This is a genomic window from Veillonella denticariosi JCM 15641 (assembly GCF_002959855.1).
GTDB lineage: Bacteria > Bacillota > Negativicutes > Veillonellales > Veillonellaceae > Veillonella > Veillonella denticariosi.
Map to the genome: position 1 here is coordinate 229,402 of NZ_PPDB01000007.1, position 18,674 is coordinate 248,075.

19 protein-coding genes and 1 riboswitch are annotated in these 18,674 nt (G+C 41.0%); of the genes, 18 read left to right on the forward strand and 1 reads right to left on the reverse strand.

Going from position 1 to position 18,674, the window contains the following annotated elements; genetic code table 11:
• Window positions 1–3 precede the first annotated feature (3 nt).
• The 6 genes from der to VEHSUH05_RS06610 all read left to right on the forward strand — a co-directional run bounded on the left by der (window position 4) and on the right by VEHSUH05_RS06610 (window position 4,531).
• Window positions 4–1,338, forward strand: coding sequence for a ribosome biogenesis GTPase Der (gene der, locus VEHSUH05_RS06585; RefSeq protein ID WP_054673268.1), 1,335 nt, complete (start codon window positions 4–6; stop codon window positions 1,336–1,338).
• Window positions 1,338–1,937, forward strand: a complete 600-nt coding sequence (gene plsY / locus VEHSUH05_RS06590) for a glycerol-3-phosphate 1-O-acyltransferase PlsY (protein ID WP_105091392.1) — start codon at window positions 1,338–1,340, stop codon at window positions 1,935–1,937. Before der ends, plsY begins: the two co-directional genes overlap by 1 nt.
• A gap of 1 nt (window position 1,938) precedes the next feature.
• Entirely contained in the window at window positions 1,939–2,937 is a 999-nt protein-coding gene (locus tag VEHSUH05_RS06595; protein WP_105091107.1) for an NAD(P)H-dependent glycerol-3-phosphate dehydrogenase, read from the forward strand.
• Between the two features lie 67 nt (window positions 2,938–3,004).
• A complete protein-coding gene (gene rsmD / locus VEHSUH05_RS06600) occupies window positions 3,005–3,556 on the forward strand; it encodes a 16S rRNA (guanine(966)-N(2))-methyltransferase RsmD (RefSeq protein ID WP_105091108.1) in 552 nt (183 codons plus the stop codon).
• Between the two features lie 4 nt (window positions 3,557–3,560).
• Window positions 3,561–4,052: a pantetheine-phosphate adenylyltransferase gene (gene coaD / locus VEHSUH05_RS06605; protein WP_095065829.1), complete on the forward strand. Its 492-nt coding sequence runs from the start codon at window positions 3,561–3,563 to the stop codon at window positions 4,050–4,052.
• An 11-nt stretch (window positions 4,053–4,063) separates the two neighbouring features.
• Window positions 4,064–4,531: a hypothetical protein gene (locus VEHSUH05_RS06610; protein WP_038114855.1), complete on the forward strand. Its 468-nt coding sequence runs from the start codon at window positions 4,064–4,066 to the stop codon at window positions 4,529–4,531.
• A gap of 56 nt (window positions 4,532–4,587) precedes the next feature.
• Here VEHSUH05_RS06610 and VEHSUH05_RS06615 read toward each other — a convergent pair whose 3' ends face one another.
• On the reverse strand, window positions 4,588–6,303 hold the full coding sequence (locus tag VEHSUH05_RS06615) for an Rqc2 family fibronectin-binding protein (RefSeq protein WP_105091109.1): 1,716 nt from the start codon (window positions 6,301–6,303) through the stop codon (window positions 4,588–4,590).
• Between the two features lie 133 nt (window positions 6,304–6,436).
• Here VEHSUH05_RS06615 and VEHSUH05_RS06620 point away from each other — a divergent pair, with 133 nt between their 5' ends.
• The 12 genes from VEHSUH05_RS06620 (at window position 6,437) to rsmB (ending at window position 18,663) form a co-directional block, all read left to right on the forward strand.
• Entirely contained in the window at window positions 6,437–7,318 is an 882-nt protein-coding gene (locus tag VEHSUH05_RS06620; RefSeq protein ID WP_105091110.1) for a YicC/YloC family endoribonuclease, read from the forward strand.
• Between the two features lie 14 nt (window positions 7,319–7,332).
• Window positions 7,333–7,602, forward strand: a complete 270-nt coding sequence (remA, locus tag VEHSUH05_RS06625; RefSeq protein WP_038114863.1) for an extracellular matrix/biofilm regulator RemA — start codon at window positions 7,333–7,335, stop codon at window positions 7,600–7,602.
• Between the two features lie 8 nt (window positions 7,603–7,610).
• Window positions 7,611–8,240 (forward strand): guanylate kinase, encoded by a 630-nt coding sequence (gene gmk, locus VEHSUH05_RS06630; protein WP_105091111.1) that lies wholly within the window; start codon window positions 7,611–7,613, stop codon window positions 8,238–8,240.
• A gap of 4 nt (window positions 8,241–8,244) precedes the next feature.
• On the forward strand, window positions 8,245–8,460 hold the full coding sequence (gene rpoZ, locus VEHSUH05_RS06635; protein ID WP_038114868.1) for a DNA-directed RNA polymerase subunit omega: 216 nt from the start codon (window positions 8,245–8,247) through the stop codon (window positions 8,458–8,460).
• Between the two features lie 54 nt (window positions 8,461–8,514).
• The gene (gene coaBC / locus VEHSUH05_RS06640; protein WP_105091112.1) at window positions 8,515–9,717 is read left to right on the forward strand and encodes a bifunctional phosphopantothenoylcysteine decarboxylase/phosphopantothenate--cysteine ligase CoaBC; all 1,203 of its coding nucleotides are present in this window, start codon (window positions 8,515–8,517) and stop codon (window positions 9,715–9,717) included.
• A gap of 55 nt (window positions 9,718–9,772) precedes the next feature.
• On the forward strand, window positions 9,773–11,428 hold the full coding sequence (locus tag VEHSUH05_RS06645; protein WP_105091113.1) for a SulP family inorganic anion transporter: 1,656 nt from the start codon (window positions 9,773–9,775) through the stop codon (window positions 11,426–11,428).
• 33 nt (window positions 11,429–11,461) lie between these two features.
• Window positions 11,462–11,562, forward strand: a riboswitch (SAM riboswitch).
• A gap of 47 nt (window positions 11,563–11,609) precedes the next feature.
• Complete coding sequence (gene metK / locus VEHSUH05_RS06650; RefSeq protein ID WP_105091114.1) at window positions 11,610–12,800, forward strand: methionine adenosyltransferase; 1,191 nt, start codon at window positions 11,610–11,612, stop codon at window positions 12,798–12,800.
• Window positions 12,801–12,863: 63 nt separating this feature from the next.
• Entirely contained in the window at window positions 12,864–15,047 is a 2,184-nt protein-coding gene (gene priA / locus VEHSUH05_RS06655) for a replication restart helicase PriA (RefSeq protein WP_105091115.1), read from the forward strand.
• A 13-nt stretch (window positions 15,048–15,060) separates the two neighbouring features.
• Entirely contained in the window at window positions 15,061–15,549 is a 489-nt protein-coding gene (gene def, locus VEHSUH05_RS06660; protein WP_054673279.1) for a peptide deformylase, read from the forward strand.
• A 25-nt stretch (window positions 15,550–15,574) separates the two neighbouring features.
• A complete protein-coding gene (gene fmt, locus VEHSUH05_RS06665; protein WP_425445598.1) occupies window positions 15,575–16,549 on the forward strand; it encodes a methionyl-tRNA formyltransferase in 975 nt (324 codons plus the stop codon).
• Entirely contained in the window at window positions 16,533–17,321 is a 789-nt protein-coding gene (locus tag VEHSUH05_RS06670; protein ID WP_105091117.1) for a DUF116 domain-containing protein, read from the forward strand. Before fmt ends, VEHSUH05_RS06670 begins: the two co-directional genes overlap by 17 nt.
• Window positions 17,308–18,663: a 16S rRNA (cytosine(967)-C(5))-methyltransferase RsmB gene (gene rsmB, locus VEHSUH05_RS06675; RefSeq protein WP_105091118.1), complete on the forward strand. Its 1,356-nt coding sequence runs from the start codon at window positions 17,308–17,310 to the stop codon at window positions 18,661–18,663. The genes VEHSUH05_RS06670 and rsmB overlap by 14 nt, the downstream gene beginning before the upstream one ends.
• Window positions 18,664–18,674 lie beyond the last annotated feature (11 nt).

Consider the following 18,674-nt stretch of genomic DNA (forward strand, 5'->3'; position numbering starts at 1 on the left):
ACTATGGCAAAACCATTAGTGGCCGTCGTAGGTCGTCCAAATGTAGGAAAATCTACACTTTTTAATGCCATTGTTAATAAACGTATTTCCATCGTAGAAGATATTCCCGGTGTAACACGGGATCGTATTTACTTTGACGCGGAATGGTTAAATCGTGAATTCACGATGATTGATACAGGTGGTATTGAATTTGTAACAGAAAATAGTCATGTAATTCCTAAGATGATGCGCTTACAGGCAGAGCTCGCTATTGAAGAGGCGGATGTTATTCTTTTCGTCGTGGATGGCAAACAGGGCATTGTTCCTGCTGATGAAGAGGTTGCCAACATTCTTAGAGCCAGCGGAAAACCTGTTGTGCTTGTAGTTAATAAGATTGATAGCGTAAATCAGGAACCGAATATTTATGAATTTTATAATCTTGGCCTAGGTGACCCTATCGGTATTTCTGCAAAGAATTTAATGAATCTCGGTGATTTATTGGATGATACGGTAAAACACTTTCCTCCGATCGGTACGAATGTAGATGATGAGGATACGATTCATGTTGCCGTTATCGGCCGGCCGAATGTGGGAAAATCCTCATTGACGAATGCATTGCTTGGTCAAGATCGGGTGATCGTATCCGATGTGGCAGGTACTACACGGGATTCTATCGATACCCATTGGACTCATGATGGACAGAAATTCGTTCTTATTGATACGGCCGGTATGAGACGGAAAGCTAAAATTGAGGAAGCTGTTGAGCGGTACAGTATTGTTCGCTCATTACGTTCGGTGGACCGCTCTGATATTGTCGTGCTTGTTCTCGATGCTCAGGACGGAGTGACGGAGCAGGATAAAAAAATTGCCGGCTATGCTTATGAAGCCGGTAAAGGTGTCGTTATCGTTGTCAATAAGTGGGATCTTGTAGAAAAAGATGATAAAACCACATTGCGTTTTACCGAAGATATATACGACGAACTTGGCTTTTTACAATTTGCTCCGATACTATTTGCATCTGCTTTGACAAAGCAACGCATTCATCGGTTGGCGGATATGTTGAAATTTGTTTCCGAACAACAATATCGTCGTGTATCGACTGGTACATTAAATCAATTGTTGCAAGATGCGCAAACCGTTAATCCTGTGCCGTCACGAAATGGTCGTATTCCTAAAATTTACTATATGACACAGGCCAGCGTTAAACCGCCTACATTTATTCTTTTTGTAAATGAACCGGAGTTGATTCACTTCTCATATATGCGATTCCTAGAAAATCGATTGCGAGAGTCCTTCGGCTTTGAAGGAACACCGATTCGCTTGATATTACGTGGAAAAAAACGAGATGATGAAGAATGATTGATTCGATGATTATTGTATATGCTATATTAGCCTATCTCATAGGCTCCGTTCCCAGTGGATTAATTATTGGCAAGATATTTTTTAATACGGATGTACGTCAATACGGTTCTAAAAATATCGGTGCTACCAATACATATCGGGTTATAGGCCTTAAAGCGGCTTTACCGGTATTTTTATGTGATGCTTTAAAGGGGGCTGCCGGAGTTTTATTACTATCATTTTATGGTCCTATGTATATGATCCTGGGTGGTATCCTGGCCATGATAGGACATAATTGGTCTTTATTTTTGGGCTTTAAAGGCGGTCGCGGTGTTGCAACTGGGCTTGGCGTGCTTATTGCATTATCTCCCCTAGTGGCCGTTATTTGTCTGCTTGTCTGGGCCGTTATCGTATATATGACGAAACTTGTATCTTTAGGATCTATCATAGCCGCTGTATTGGTACCATTTTTGATGTATTTTACAGGTGAATCGTATTGGTTTGTTGGATTTGGTGCTTTAGCCGGACTTTTTGTAGTGATACGTCACCGAGATAATATTAAACGTCTATTGGCAGGTAATGAGTTGAAAGTAGAACGTATAAAAAAGGATGAATGATATGAACGTAGTTGTTATCGGCTCCGGTAGTTGGGGAACGGCATTAGCCATAAAATCCGCATTAGCGGGAAACACTACAACTATATATTGCCGTCGTCCTGAATTCGGAAAACAATTAGCTATCGACCGCGAGAATAAAGAATATTTACCAGGGGTTAAATTACCCGATTCTTTACAATTCAGTTCGGATTTGAAGTCCTGCATTCGTGATGCTCAGATTGTGTTAATGGTAACTCCGTCTGTCCATGTTCGAACCAGCCTTGAGGCAATACAACCTTATGCGCATAAGGAACAGTCCTATGTGTTATGTTCAAAAGGGGTGGAACGAACTACAGGAAAATTATTGACTACCGTTATGTCCGAGATATTAGGTTCTGTAGGATGTAACTTAGCTGTTTTGACAGGTCCGAACCATGCGGAGGAGGTAGCCCGGAATCTACCGGCTGCCGCCGTATTGAGTACGAAAAATCTTGATGTGGCCATCAAATTACAAAATGCCTTGCATAGTCAAAATTTTAGAATATATTCCAGTACGGATTTAATCGGTGTTGAACTGGCCGGTGCGACAAAGAATATCATTGCACTGGCGGCGGGAATTGTGGACGGTTTGGCATTAGGGGATAACTGTAAAGCCATGCTTCTGACGCGCGGCCTTCATGAAATGACGCGTTTCGGTGTTGCTTTAGGGGCGAAAAAAGAAACCTATGCAGGTCTTGCCGGCATGGGTGATCTTATTGCTACCTGCATGAGCGGTCACAGTCGTAATCGTTCTGCGGGACAACAATTAGCTGATGGCAGGACGATGGATGATATCATGCAGCATACCAATATGGTGGTAGAAGGTTTTTTTGCGACGGATATCATTCATAAGATGGCTGAAGAACATGATATAGAGATGCCAATTACAGCGGCTTTACACGATGTATTGCATCAGAAAATAACACCTGCTGCAGCATTAGAAGAATTGATGGGAAGAAATAGTAAAATTGAAGTATCATAAGTAAAAGATACTTTTATTTTGGTTATTTATATACTATAATTAATGAGTATAATCTTGTGAGGATTGTATGCGAATTATTGGCGGAACTGCGAAGGGGCATGCTATTAAAGCGCCAAAGGGAATGGATACTAGACCTACACTGGATCGAGTTCGTGAAAGTGTATTCAATGTCTTGGCTAATAGGGGAATTTACGGTACAGATGTATTGGACCTTTTTTCCGGTACCGGTGCCGTAGCAATCGAATCGTTGAGTCGTGGTGCTGCTCGGGCAGTGGCCGTTGACTGTAAAACGGGGAAATTGATTTTAGAAAATGCCGTGCATTGTCGTGTCGATGATCGATTACAGATTATCCCGAGAAAACTTTCACAAGTGAAAAATTATATAGAAGGACAACAGTTCGACTATATTTTTTCTGACCCACCATATGAGCATGGATTTATACAGGATACTATTGATTTCGTGGTAGTGAACAATTTGCTAAAACATTCAGGGGTTTTACTATTGGAACATCATAAGGATGAAGTGTTTACATTACCTGAATCATGGGACTGTATCAAAGTACAAAAATTTGGTTATACGATGGTTTCCTATTTTGTAAATGCTGCTGAAAGGAGCTAGACCTGTGCGTATAGGTATATGTCCGGGGAGTTTTGACCCAGTTACAAATGGACATGTTGATATTTTTGAGCGGGGCAGTCGGTTGGTGGACAAGCTGATTATCGCGGTCAGCACTAACCCGAACAAAAACTCCTTGTTCACGATGGAGGAACGGGTCGAGATGATTCGAAATTCCGTTCAACATATTCCGAATGTTGAAATTGACTGTACAGGTGGTTTACTCAATGAATATGTAAAGTCTAAAAATGCGACCATAATTATTCGCGGTTTACGTGCATTGAGTGATTTTGAATACGAGTTTCAGCGCGCTTTGTTTGCAAAATATTTGGATGATGACATTGAGACTGTTTTTATTATGACAAATAATAAATATTCTTTTGTCAGCTCCACAGGCATTCGTGAACTGGCTAAATTTGGTGGAAAACTGGATGGTCTCGTTCCGGATGATGTAAAGTTAAAACTTGAAGAACGCTTTAATACGGTACATAATAAATAGGAGTGATTTGTATGAAAACAGAAAAATTATTAGAAGATTTAGAGGTTCTTATTGAATCCAGCAGTCGTATTCCCATGACTACTAAACGCATGGTAGAAGAAGATGAAATTATGCGTATTATTGACTCCATTCAAGAATCTTTACCGTTGGAGCTTGATGAATCACGTCGTATCGTAGCTGAGAAGGATAAGGTGTTGGCTGATGCCCAACGTCAGGCTGAAACATTAATCGATCAGGCGAAGGATTATATCGCTAAATTGACTGCTGAAAGTGAATTGGTTAAACAGGCTCAGGAACAGGCCAATCAAATCATCAATGCAGCAAATCAGTCCTCTGAAGAATTGAAAGCCAGCTCGATTCAATATGCCGGCGATGTTCTTAAATATGTGGAAAACAACTTAGAAAAAACATTGGAAAGTTTACGTCAGAATCGTGAAAGTTTGAAGCAAACGGAAGAACGGACGGAAGAAAATCAGTAATAGAAAAATTATATTAATAAAGGCTATATGTAGCTTGTGCTGCATATAGCCTTTTTTTACTCGATATAGTTTTCAGGTTTTTTAGGTTCTACAATCATGGTTTGATGCGTATTGAATATGACAAATCCGAGAGGTGACCCAGGTGGCTTTTTAATATTTTTTATATAGGTGTAGTCAACAGGCACTTTACTGCTTTCACGAGCTTTGCTGAAGTATGCCGCGTATTGGGCTACTTTGGATATAATCATATCATCCGGCTCCACATTAAGTCTTAGAATGAGATGTGAGCCCTGAATTTCCTGCGTATGGAACCAGATATCAGTAGGTTTTGCAAAGCGATGTGTTAAATATTCGTTTTGTTGATTGTTGCGTCCGATGAAGATCTCGCCTTCATCTATTGTGAGGTGAATGTAATTGGATTTCCCCAATTTATAGGATAGCGGCTTTTTGGATTTTTTGATAATCCCCGTATCCATACATTCTCTGCGAATTTCTTCGAGACTTTCACGGGTAGTGGCAAGGGAGATACTGTATAAGATGGATTTTAAATATTCCAACTTCATTGTGCTCGCATTGAGCTGGTACTCACCGCTGACCATACGATTTTTAAGTTTTGTATATAATTTATAATACCATTGTGCATTCTCGACGACCGTCAATTGAGGTTTCAATGGAATGGCTACTATTTCATTGCTTTCAGATAAAAGATTCGGTAATTCTATGGATGGTTGATATTGAACCTGCAGATGTGCGTTGATCATCAAAATATCACCGTATAATTTATACGTTTCCATCTTTTCCGTATCATCTAATTCAGTTTGAATTTTTTGATGACGTGTTTCTTCCTTCTTGATGGCTGCGGTAAGAATTTTTTCAAGCTCCTTATCCGCAGTGTGAATCGCTTTTGTGGAATGAATGGATTCTTCTAATGCCTCTGAAAGGGTTTCGTAGGTTTTGATAATTTCATAGTTATGCAAAGGCAGTGAGGCGTAAGCTTTTTTGTGATTACTATTCTCTAATACATAGAGCCCCGAGCTTGAGACTAAGTCCATACGAAGGCTGTAGAGTGCCTGTGCTAAATTGTTCATTTCCATATTTGATATGGATTCTATAGATGTGTCGCCTGCTAGTTGCGCTCGGTGCAGTACTTCATCTAAAAGCGGCTTGCCGAAGCCGTTAAAGATAGATCGGATGGATTCCTGAACAGTACCGGCACCAAAGGACGAAAGAAGATTCAGTATTTCCGTTTTATCGAAGTCGATCAAATTGACGCGATTGGCATTTGGCGGTAGTTCATATGTTAATTTAGGCCCAATCGATCGCTCGCGATTCATGAGGGGCGAGACATGGATGAGCGATTCCAGAATTATATTATCCTGTACAAAAATACAGTTGGAATACTTACCCATCAATTCCACATAAATATAGGTGGTTGTGATGGCCCCGTCCATTTCCAATTTATCCGATTGGATACAAAGTATTCTGTCGCCGTTAATCTGTTCAACCTTTACAATACGACCGCCTTCGATATGTTTGCGTAGAAACATACATAAGGAACTCGGTTCTTTTGGCAAGTCCTGAAGCGGTTGGCTTAGATACAGTGCCGGATTGGAGCCTACGGTAATGATCAGATTTTGATCTTCGTTGTGTGCACGTATTTTGAATAATATGGTGGTTTTATCGATCTGGTATAATTTTTGTATTTGTCCTGTCTGTAATCGTTCGTGCAGTTCCTTGGCGAGTACGGACATGGTAAGTCCATCTAAATTCATGGCTATCCTTTCATAAATGAATGGTATAGAAATATAGTTTAGTATACCACAGAGCGAAGAGATTTCTTAGTATTTGAGCAGCAAAAATGAATATTTCGTGGTACAATAAGAGAAACTGTAAGGAGGATGGTCCATGAAGAGTATGACAGGTTTCGGCTGCGGTACTGCTACTGCAGACAACCTTACTTGCACGGTTGAAATCAAATCCGTCAATGCACGGTATTTAGATTTATTTATACGAAGTCCAAAACAAATCAATCCTTTTGAAAATCTTATTCGAGAGCAGATACAACAACATGTCGCTCGCGGTAAGGTAGAAATATCCGTATCGATACAAGACGCGGGGGAACGGACAAAAACTTTCACCATCAATCGTGTGCTGCGCGAGCAAATTCAGGAGATGTTGGTGGAGCAGGGATTTTATACAACCACTAAAGAGGTGCCTTTATCGGCTGTTATGTCCGTATCAAATGAATGGATTCAACAACAGGATGAACCTGTTGCGGAAGATGTCATGATATCTGTTGTGACGGAGGCGACGAGTCGGGCTGTTGCACAGTTATTACAGATGAGAAGTGAGGAAGGTCATCATATTCAAGAGGATTTGTTAAGTCGAATTTCTACGTTGAAATCAGCGATTCAACGTATCGATGAAAATAAATCGGTTGCAGTAGAGAATTATCGAAATCATATTATATCAAAGATTAAAGACTATTTAATAGAGCTGGAAGCGAGTATCAGTGAGGACAGATTTTTGCAGGAAATTGCAATTCTTGCAGACAAGACCGATATTACTGAAGAGATTGTCCGATTTACCTCACATGTGGTACAATTAAAAAACACACTTATAGATGAGAATCCTATAGAACGTAAGCTTGATTTCATCCTGCAGGAGATGAATCGAGAGGTGAATACTATCGGCTCCAAAACAGTTGATTCAAATGTTACGAAGTGGGTCGTTCATTTAAAATGTGAGTTGGAAAAAATTAGAGAGCAAGTACAGAATGTGGAGTGATAGGAGGTCCATGAATGAGTATTCAACTATTGAATATAGGTTTTGGCAATATGGTATCTGCAAACCGGGTTATGGCCATCATCAGTCCCGAGTCGGCGCCGATCAAGCGTATGGTACAGGATGCCAGAGACAAGGGTTTACTCATTGATGCTACATATGGACGTAAAACTCGTGCTGTATTAGTTATGGACAGTGGTCAGATTGTATTATCTGCAATTCAGCCGGAAACCGTAGCACATCGAATTGTGCAATATGATGTAGATGAAGATACAGTAGAAGCATAGGAGTATATATGTCAGACAGAGGATTGTTAATCGTTATATCCGGGCCGTCTGGTGCAGGTAAAGGAACCATTTGTTCTAATATTCGAAAAGAAATGCCGAATTTAGTTTATTCTGTTTCCATGACGACACGTAAGCCACGAGTCGGCGAGGAGGAAGGCGTAAATTACTTTTTCCGATCAAAGGATGAATTTGAATCTCTTTTGGCGGAAGATGCCTTTCTGGAGTATGCTAAAGTATATGATAATTACTATGGGACACCTAAGCAGCATGTAATGGATTTATTGGATGAGGGTAAAAGTGTACTGTTGGAAATCGATATACAGGGGGCGATGCAGGTAAAGGAACGCTTTAGCGATGCTGTATTTATCTATATCGTACCTCCGTCCTTAACAGAGTTATCCGAGCGGCTACATAATCGAGGAACCGATGCGAAAGAGGTTATTGATAAGCGTTTATCTCTAGCGTGTTCCGAACTAGCGCTGGCGCATCGTTATGATTATATTGTTGTCAATGATGATTTAGCGGAAGCTTCGGAGAAGGTAGCTTCTATCTTGCGGGCCGAGTCCTGTAAGATCAGTCGCAATAAAGAACAAATTCAATTTATTTATAAGCAATATCAAGAGTCTAAGGAGAAGTGATAGTATGATGGTAAAACCTCCATTGAAAGCATTAGAAAATCAAGTAGACAGCAAGTATACATTGGTAACATTGGCAGCAAAACGAGCTCGTGAGCTCACTGACGGCAGTCCTTGCCTTGCTGAACATACACATGCTACCGACAAGCCTGTATCTTTAGCATTTTATGAAATTGCTGAAGGTGAAGTCACTTATAAACGCACTAAAGAAGGCATTAAATAAAATGAATCAATTCCTTGTATCGTTGATACAAGGAATTTTTAAAAGGAGTAGACTATGCAGGGAAAACATGTGGTTGTCGCCGTATCTGCTGGAATTGCAGCCTATAAAGCTATAGAAGTTGTCAGTCGCCTTCGCAAAAAAGGGGCCGAAGTTAAGGTTGTTATGACTCGAAATGCCACTCATATCGCATCGCCGTTAACCTTTGGTGAAATAAGCGGCAATCCTGTGGCTTTGGATATGTTTGAGCAAATTCAGAATTGGGATGTAGAACATATTGCTTTGGCTACATGGGCTGATGCTTATATAGTTGTACCGGCAACCGCTAATGTAATAGCTAAAATTTATGCGGGCATTGCCGATGATATGCTGACTACGACTATTTTGGCTACAACAGCACCAAAATATATTTGTCCGGCGATGAATACGGAAATGTATAATAACCAAATCACACAGCGGAATATAGAGGGGCTGAAAGCCCTTGGATATCATGTCCTTGAACCGTCCAGCGGCTGGCTTGCATGCGGTGTGACCGGGATCGGCCGTCTACCAGAACCCGAGGAGATTGTAGAGTGGCTTGAAGCAAAACTCTGTGCTACTGAAGAGTTTTCAGGAAAAACCATACTAGTTACGGCCGGAGGTACGCAGGAAAATATCGATCCCGTCCGTTATATAGGTAATCGTTCCAGCGGTAAAATGGGCTATGCTATTGCTGCGGAAGCACAGAAAATGGGGGCTCGTGTTATTTTAGTGAGCGCACCTGCATCACTCGATGTGCCTCATGGGGTGGAATATGTACCGGTCGATTCGGCTGTATCTATGCAGAAAGCCGTTGAGTCTCGATATAAAGATGTCGATGTGGTCATCATGGCCGCTGCAGTGTCTGATTTTAGAGTTCTTAACAAAGCGGATCATAAAATAAAAAAAATGGATTCCATGACGTTGAAACTTGTCAAGAATCCGGATATATTGCAAGGTTTAGGAGCGCATAAAACACATCAATTATTAGTCGGGTTTGCTGCAGAAACACAGAATGTCGTCGCATATGGACAGGATAAGGTATATAGAAAACATCTGGATATGCTTGTTGCCAATGATGTAAGCAAGAGTAATGCGGGCTTTAATGTGGATACAAATGAAGGGTATTTTTTGTATCCTGATAAAGAGCCGAGGGCAATTCCTAACATGAAAAAAACGGACTTGGCCAAATGTATTCTTACGGAAGTGGCTGAGCTAATGAAATTAAAAAGTACAAGATAACTTTTTAAGATGTTTGTATATATGAGTTTATAGAGAGAAGGAAAGTGTTAGTTAAATGTTTGCGATACAAAGGGCATATCGTCAAGGGGGATTAGCAAGATCACAGTGGAGTAATAATATTATTGCCGGCTTGGTGGTTGGTGTTGTGGCGTTGCCGCTAGCGATGGCTTTTGCTATTGCCAGCGGTGTTACACCGCAGGCAGGTATATACACCGCTATCATTGCCGGTATATTCGTGTCTATTTTTGGGGGTTCTCAAGTACAGATTGCAGGCCCTACGGGTGCATTTATTGTCTTGCTTAGCAGTATAGTGGTAAACTATGGCTTTGAGGGTTTACAGATTGCCACCATGATGGCCGGCATTATGCTGATTCTTATGAGTACGGCTAAATTGGGTACTGTTATTCGTTTTATTTCAACCCCTGTTATTATGGGCTTTACAGCAGGTATCGGAGTGACTATTTGGGTTGGACAATGGCCTTATTTTTTTGGTTTTCCGTCATTACCGTATATGGAGCATTTTCACGAAAAGTTATGGCTCATGGTTCAATCTTTGCCATATTTGGATATTCCCACTCTGTGTATTGCATTGCTTAGTCTTGCTCTATTGCTGATATTGCCAAAGATTCCATATATCAATAAAATACCTGCTCCAATAGTGGCCATGATTGTCGCTACAGTGATTCAGAGTTACTATCAATTCCCTACAGTAAAGACTATAGGCAGTGCTTTTGGCGGTATTCCTCAAGGCCTACCGGAATTTTCCATCCCTAATCTGTCGTTGGATAAGATATTCTCGTTAATTGGTCCTGCTTTTACCATCGCCATGTTAGGCGCGATTGAATCTCTGTTATCTGCCGTCGTGGCCGATGGCATGAGCGGAACGAAGCATGAATCTAATACGGAATTATTCGGGCAAGGGGAAGCTAATATTGTAGCCCCTTTATTTGGAGTGATTGCGTCGACAGGGGCTATTGCACGGACGGCGACCAATATTCGACAAGGTGGAACATCACCTATCGCCGGAATTGTTCATGCCATCGTATTAGTGGCTATCCTATTGTTCTTGGCACCATATGCCGTGTATATCCCGTTGGCATCGATGGCCGCGATTTTATTTGTCGTAGCTTACAATATGAGTGATGTACCTCGATTTATTAAAATGATTATATTGGCACCGCAGGCGAACCGCATTATATTGATATTAACATTTTTTTTGACGATCTTTACGGATTTAGTCGTAGCTGTTAATGTGGGTGTTATATTGGCGGTATTGCAATTTATGAGAAAAATGGTGAGAACCATTGATGTTCATGAGATGAGTTGTGAGGAACTGTCGGAACAAGTTAAACACGAGGTTACCATTCATCCTGAAATTATGGTATATACCGTGGAGGGCCCCTTGTTTTTTGGCGCCATCAGCGCTTTTGAAAGGGCTCTTAACTCCATACATAAAGACCCTAAATTCTTAATTATCCGATTTGGACAAGTTCCATTTGTAGATTTAACCGGCCTTCGTATCTTGCGAGGTATTATCGAAGAGTTACAGAAAAGAGGAATAGAGGTTTTGCTGAGTGATGTCAATTATGATATACGCCACGAAATGTATAAATCTGATTTCTTAACGATTTTAGGTCGGCATCATATGTATCGCCAGTTTGAAAGTGCTTTACATAAAGCGGAACATGATTTAGCTGTTAAAATGTCTTGATTTCTACTAATAAATACACTATAATGATTCTGTAACTCATCAAGAGTAGTGGAGGGACAGGCCCTGTGAAGCTACAGCAACCATTCCAAGGGGAAAAGGTGCTAATTCCTATGGTGTGAGCCATTAGATGGGAGGTCTCTCATGAGTTCATGGGAGGCTTTTTTTATATTAGGAGGATAAAATGGCAGAAAAACATATGTTTTTTACTTCTGAATCAGTTACTGAAGGCCATCCAGATAAAATAGCCGACCAAATTTCCGATGCTGTTTTGGATGCGATTATTGAAAAGGATCCTGCTGCTCGTGTAGCTTGCGAGACTCTGGTTACGACCGGTCTTGTTCATGTGGTAGGTGAGATTTCTACCAATGTCTATGTAGACATTCCTCGCATCGTACGCGATACTATTCGTGAAATTGGTTATACTCGTGCGAAATTCGGATTTGACTGTGATACATGCGGTGTACTGGTATCTATTGACGAACAATCTTCTGATATCGCCATGGGCGTTGATGAAGCGCTCGAATCTAAAGACGGTCGCGGTGAAGTATTGGATAAGATCGGTGCCGGTGACCAAGGCATGATGTTCGGTTATGCATCTAATGAAACGCCGGAATTTATGCCGATGCCGATATCTTTGGCACATCGTTTATCCCGTCGTCTTACAGAAGTTCGTAAAGATGGTACCTTATCATATTTGCGCCCGGACGGAAAGACACAGGTAACCGTAGAATATGTTGACGATAAACCGAAACGTATCGATACAATTGTTATATCCACACAACATAGTCCGGAAGTAACACAGGAACAAATTAAAAATGATCTTAAGCGTTATGTTATCGACGCTGCGTTACCTGCGGAATTCGTTGATGAAAATACCAAATTTTTCATCAATCCTACAGGTCGCTTTGTAATCGGTGGACCTCATGGTGATGCCGGTCTTACAGGACGTAAAATCATCGTTGATACATATGGCGGTATGGCGCGTCATGGGGGCGGTGCTTTTTCCGGTAAAGATCCATCCAAGGTTGACCGCTCTGCTGCATATGCTGCCCGTTATGTAGCTAAGAACGTCGTGGCTGCAGGTTTGGCCGATAAATGCGAAGTACAGGTGGCATACGCTATCGGCGTTGCTCATCCGGTATCCATTTTAGTTGATACATTTGGTACGGCACATATCGAAGAAGAAAAAATTCAGGAATTGATAAAGAAACATTTTGATTTACGACCTGCGGGTATCATCGAAATGCTCGACTTATTGAAACCTCATTATCGTAAGACGGCTGCGTATGGTCATTTTGGCAGAACAGATGTTGATCTCCCTTGGGAGCGTACAGATAAAGCTCAAATTTTAAAACGAGAAGCTGGCTTATAATGAAAAAGGTCTTGGTAGAACTTCTACTGAGACCTTTTATAGTAAATGTAAGGATGTGAACCTATGCGTGTTGCACAGATTATTATTAATCGACCGGCTAAACAACTACATAAACCGTTAAGCTATTTAATGCCGGAAAAATTCGGTACTGTTTTACCCGGTACACGTGTATTGGTTCCTCTTGGTAATAGTAGAGAGGAAGGAATCCTTATCGGGTACACCGAATTAACGGAGTCTCCCGAGTTTACACTGCGTAATATAGTACAGATTTTAGATAGTGAGCCATGGTTTACACCGGAAATGATGGATACGGCAAGACGACTAAATGAATATTATCTTTGCTCCTATGGTGATGCATTACGTCTTTTTACGGTTCATAAAACATTAAAGTCCTATGAAGCTCCGAAAGAGGAGTGGCTTGTAGTCACTCCTGATTTTTCTGTTGATCAATTTAGTGCACGTAAAAGAAAACAACGTGAACTGGCCTCCTATTTGCTTGAGGTTGGGGGTGCATCCAAGGCTTTATTATTGGCTAAAGGTTATTCCCGTATGGTCATCAAGCAGGTAAGCGAAGCTTATGGGATAGTTGTCGAATCCCGATTCAAAGCTACCAAAACGGTTTTCGATGAGCTATTGACGGAGGAATATAAAATACCCTTATCAGAGGCGCAACAGAAGGCTTATGAGTCAATTCAATATGCCATGGATCATCATGTTTATCAGCCCTTTTTACTTCATGGTGTTACGGGGAGCGGTAAGACACAGATTTATTTGCGAGCTACCGCACGGTGTATCAGTCAGGATAAAACCGCTATCATTTTGGTTCCGGAAATTATTTTAACTGATCAGATTGTTCGTCGCTTTGTGGAAACCTTTGGGGATGAAGTCGTTGTTTTCCATAGTAAATTAACGGTGCAGCAGCGTAATAACAATTGGGAACGATTACGTCGTAAAGATAGTCATATCATTATCGGCGCTCGGTCCGCAATATTTGCACCGGCCGAAGATATAGGTCTCATTGTTGTCGATGAAGAGCATGATACATCTTATAAGCAGGAAGATATGGTGCGTTATCATGCAAGAAATGTTGCATTATGGCGTGGTGAGGCACATGGCTGTCCGGTAATTCTCGGGTCTGCAACACCTTCTGTAGTATCCTATTACAAGGCACAAAACGGCACATATCGGTTATTGGAGTTACCGAACCGTATTTTTGAACAACCGATGCCTTCCGTATCGATTGTGGATATGAAAGAAGAAATGCTGCATGGTAATTATTCTGTATTTTCCGATGCCATGATGCATCTTATTCAACGTACATTGGATGAGCATAATCAGATGATTATACTTTTAAATCGTCGCGGTTACAGCACATTTGTTATGTGTCGTGATTGCGGGGAAACGATTATGTGCCCTCATTGTGATGTGGCTATGGTATATCATCAGGCCGGTGAGGAGTTACGTTGTCATTATTGTGAACATCATGAACCGATTCCTGTTGTCTGTCCAAAATGTAAAAGTAAGCGCATCAAGTTTTTCGGATCCGGTACACAAAAGGTAGAGGAAGAACTGAGAGCTCACTTTCAACATGCCCGTATCGCAAGGCTGGATCAGGATGTAACGAAACATAAGCAAGTAGCGGAGGATATACTTCACGATTTCGGGAATCATAAATATGATATTCTATTGGGGACTCAAATGGTATCTAAAGGGCACGATTTTAAAGGTGTGACTGCCGTTGGCATTTTGACGGCGGATTCAGTATTAAATATACCTGTTTATTCCGCATCGGAGCGAACGTTTGATTTATTGACACAAACGTCAGGACGAGCTGGCCGTGGCGATAAAACTGGTCATGTCGTGATACAAACATATAATCCTTTAAACTATGCTATAATAAAGAGTAAGACTCATGATTATGTTGGCTTTTACCATGAAGAAATACAGAATCGTGAAGCCCTTGGTTATCCACCGTTCCGTGAAATGATTCATATGGTCGTACGTCATCAGGATATGAATACGCTGGAATCTGTTGCTAATCGCATAGTAAATGATTTGGAATGTCATAAGGGAAATCTGGATATAACAATTAACGGACCTTATGAAGCAAGTATTAAAAAGGTACGTGATATGTACCGTTTAGCGATTATGATTCGCGGTATGGATTTGACTGATATGAAGAAATATATATATCACTCGTGGATTTTTACGCAAGAAGGATTACTTATTGATGTAGATCCTGTGTAGTGTAGGAGAATTTATGGCGGTATTAGATGTGATTAAGGCGGGTCATCCGGTATTGAAACAAGTGGCGGAACCTGTTGACTATGTAAACAAAAAATTAAGAGCATTTATCGATGATATGGCGGAGACTATGTATGAAACACAAGGCGTAGGACTTGCAGCGCCACAGGTGGCCGTATCGAAGCGCATTATCGTCGTTGATGATCAGGTAGGTAGCGGACTTATCGCTTTAATCAATCCTGAGATTACACATGCTGAAGGCACACAGGTTGGTTCGGAAGGTTGCCTAAGTGTTCCCGGTTATTTTGGCGATGTGGAGCGATTTGAAAAGATTACCGTGAAGGGGGTTGACCCTTATAATAAGAAGGTCACAATTAAAGCCGAAGGATTTTTGGCTCGTATTTTTCAACATGAAATCGATCACTTAGAAGGACATCTATTTATTGAAAAAGCGACGAATTTACGATTAATATCGGATCATCCGGAGGAGAAAGAAATTGTCTAGTAAAAAATCGCTACGTGTTGTATTTATGGGAACACCGGATTTTTCCGTTCCCACATTAGAAGCGTTGGTGCGGTCTGACTTTTCTGTCGTAGGCGTGTATTGTCAGCCCGATAAACAAAAGGGACGAGGTAAACAGGTACAGATGCCGCCCGTAAAAATGGCTGCACTGGCTCATGATTTGCCTGTTTATCAACCTGTTACGTTGCGGGATGAAACGATTCAGGCTCAATTAGAACAGTTGAATCCGGATATAATTGTTGTCATCGCATATGGGAAGATCTTACCACCATGGTTAATTCGACTTCCCCAATATGGATGCATCAATATTCATGCCTCTGCCTTACCGAAATATAGAGGGGCGGCACCGATTCATTATGCAGTTCTCAATGGTGATAAAGAAACCGGTGTTACCATTATGCATATGGATGATGGCCTTGATACAGGGGATATTATCGACATTGTTAAAACGGATATTCTGCCCGGGGAAACTACGGGTGAACTCTTTGACCGAATTGCACAGCTTGGCGCAGATACGATTGTACCTGTTTTACATCGTTGGGTTAACGGTGAAATTAATGCTGTCCCTCAGAATGATGAAGAGGCAACACATACAGCTAAAATTACAAAGGAAATGGGTTTTATTGATTGGAATCGATCGTCCGTATCCATTGTTAATTTGATTCGTGGCCTTAATCCGGCGCCAGGCTGCTATACATTCTTAGGTGGTAAGCGGTTAAAGATATGGCGTGCTGACCTTGTTGAACAGATTTCTGCTGATGATAATACCATTGTTCTAAACGGTAAATCTGTGATGCTCCAATCCGATTGTACTCCGGGAACTATCGTTTCACGTGCGGACGGTTTGATTGTCGCTACCGGCGATCACGGATTTGTCCGTCTTATCGAGGTTCAACCGGAGAATAAAAAGCGAATCAGTGCAAATGATTTTGTAAATGGTCATCAAATAAAGGACGGGATGGTTTTTGGAAACCAAATCTAAGCAATACGAAACATTTCCCTTATATCTTGTGTTATCCACTTTGACTTGTGCCATTTTGACCGGGTTTTTGAGCTTCCTCATGTATATTTTATGGCCAGGACTTTTACAATTACACTCTATGGCGCCTCTGATTATCTGTGTAATACTGGTTCTAATTATTTGTATCATATGGTTCTTATGTGTTTCACTAATCGTGGCTTCTACGGGGATAGTTAAATTACATCCGGTTATTTTGCGCCTAGCAAACCGATTTATATATGGGCTGTTTCCTTTATCATTGGCTCTCGGCAAAGTGAGAGGTGTTACAAAGGATCGGTTGCGTCAGTCGATGATTGATCTGATTAATCATTTGGTTACACTTGATATGTATATTGTTGAACCGGAACGGATTCTTTTATTAACGCCACATTGTCTACAGGAAAGTTCCTGTGTACATAAGGTAACTCATGATGTAAATAATTGTAAACAGTGCGGACGATGTCAGGTGGGGGATTTATTACAAATCGCAAGGGACTACGGATGCCAGTTTATCGTTGTTACCGGCGGGACGTTGGCGCGTCTGAAAGTAAAAGAGGCACGTCCAAAGGCGATTGTGGCCATTGCGTGCGAACGCGATTTAGCAAGCGGTATGGCTGATGTATTCCCGATTCCTGTAATCGGTGTATTAAATGAGCGTCCCAACGGTCCTTGCTGTAATACAAAGGTTGATTCCGAACGTGTTCGTACCGTAATTGAACAATTGATTGGTAGGAATAATCATGACATTAGTTAAGAATAAGCAACAATCGAATATACGTTTATTGGCTGTGAAAGCATTGTCTGATATCAATCGCAACGGTGCTTATGCGAATATAAAACTGCAGGAATATTTGCGAACTTATCATTTAGAGGATTTAGATCGCCGTTTCTTCACTGAACTCGTTTATGGGGTTATTCGCAGAAGAAATTATTTAGATGCCATTATTGTTCATTTCGCTAACAGGCCTATAAAAAAGTTATCATCCATGGTCGTTGAGATTTTACGCCTCGGTATTTATCAAATTTTATATATGAATAAGGTTCCTGAAAGCGCGGCGGTGAATGAATCCGTTAAATTAGCAAAAAAATTAACGCGAGGTTTATCAGGGTTCGTCAATGCCGTCATGAGGTCCGTATTGCGTGACATGGATAGTATCTCCATCGGTGAATTGGCTACATCTGAAGCTGAGGAAATATCATTTATCTATAACCAACCTCTCTGGCTTGTGGAATTGTGGTTAAACGAAATGGGAAAAGACAAAACTATAGATCTTTGTTCCTGGTTTAATGAACAATCATGTTTAACGGCTCGTATTAATACGATTAAGGTGAGTGTTGACGAATGTTTACAGGAATTACGCGCATTAGGCTGGACTGTTGACCAGGATGAATATATTCCCGAATGTATTTATATCGATGGTCATCAAGGCCATCTAGAAAAAGCACGCCCTATTTTGGCCGGGCATATCACGTTTATGGATAAAGCATCCATGCTTGTAGCCCATGTGGTTAATCCTCAGCCGGGTGAACGTATTCTGGACTGTTGTGCTGCACCCGGTGGCAAGTCAATGCATATGGCAAGCTTAATGGAAAATACAGGAGCTATCATGAGTTGTGATATATATGAACATAAATTACAATTAATGCAGTCCAATGTTGAACGGCTCGGTGTTTCCATTATTTCCATGAAATTACAGGACGGACGGACTTTGCCCGATTCATGGATTAATCAATTTGACCGTGTCCTGGTGGATGCACCGTGTTCAGGATTAGGTATTTTACAAAAAAAACTTGATATGCGTTGGCGTAAGTCCAGAGAGTTACTATTTGAACTGCCGACGTTACAATTAGAAATTCTGGAGTGCGCATCCAAAATGGTGAAGGTCGGGGGCTATCTCGTATATTCAACTTGTACTTTAAATCACGGTGAAAACGAGGATGTATTAGAGAAGTTTCTAGAACATCATAAAGACTTTGTTATTGAACCTGTAGAACTGAAAGGACTACCTTCATCTAAGGATGGTATGATTACAACCTATCCTCCTCGGGATGATATGGATGGATTTTTTATGGCTCGTATGAAGCGCCTATCATAATCAAAAGAAAT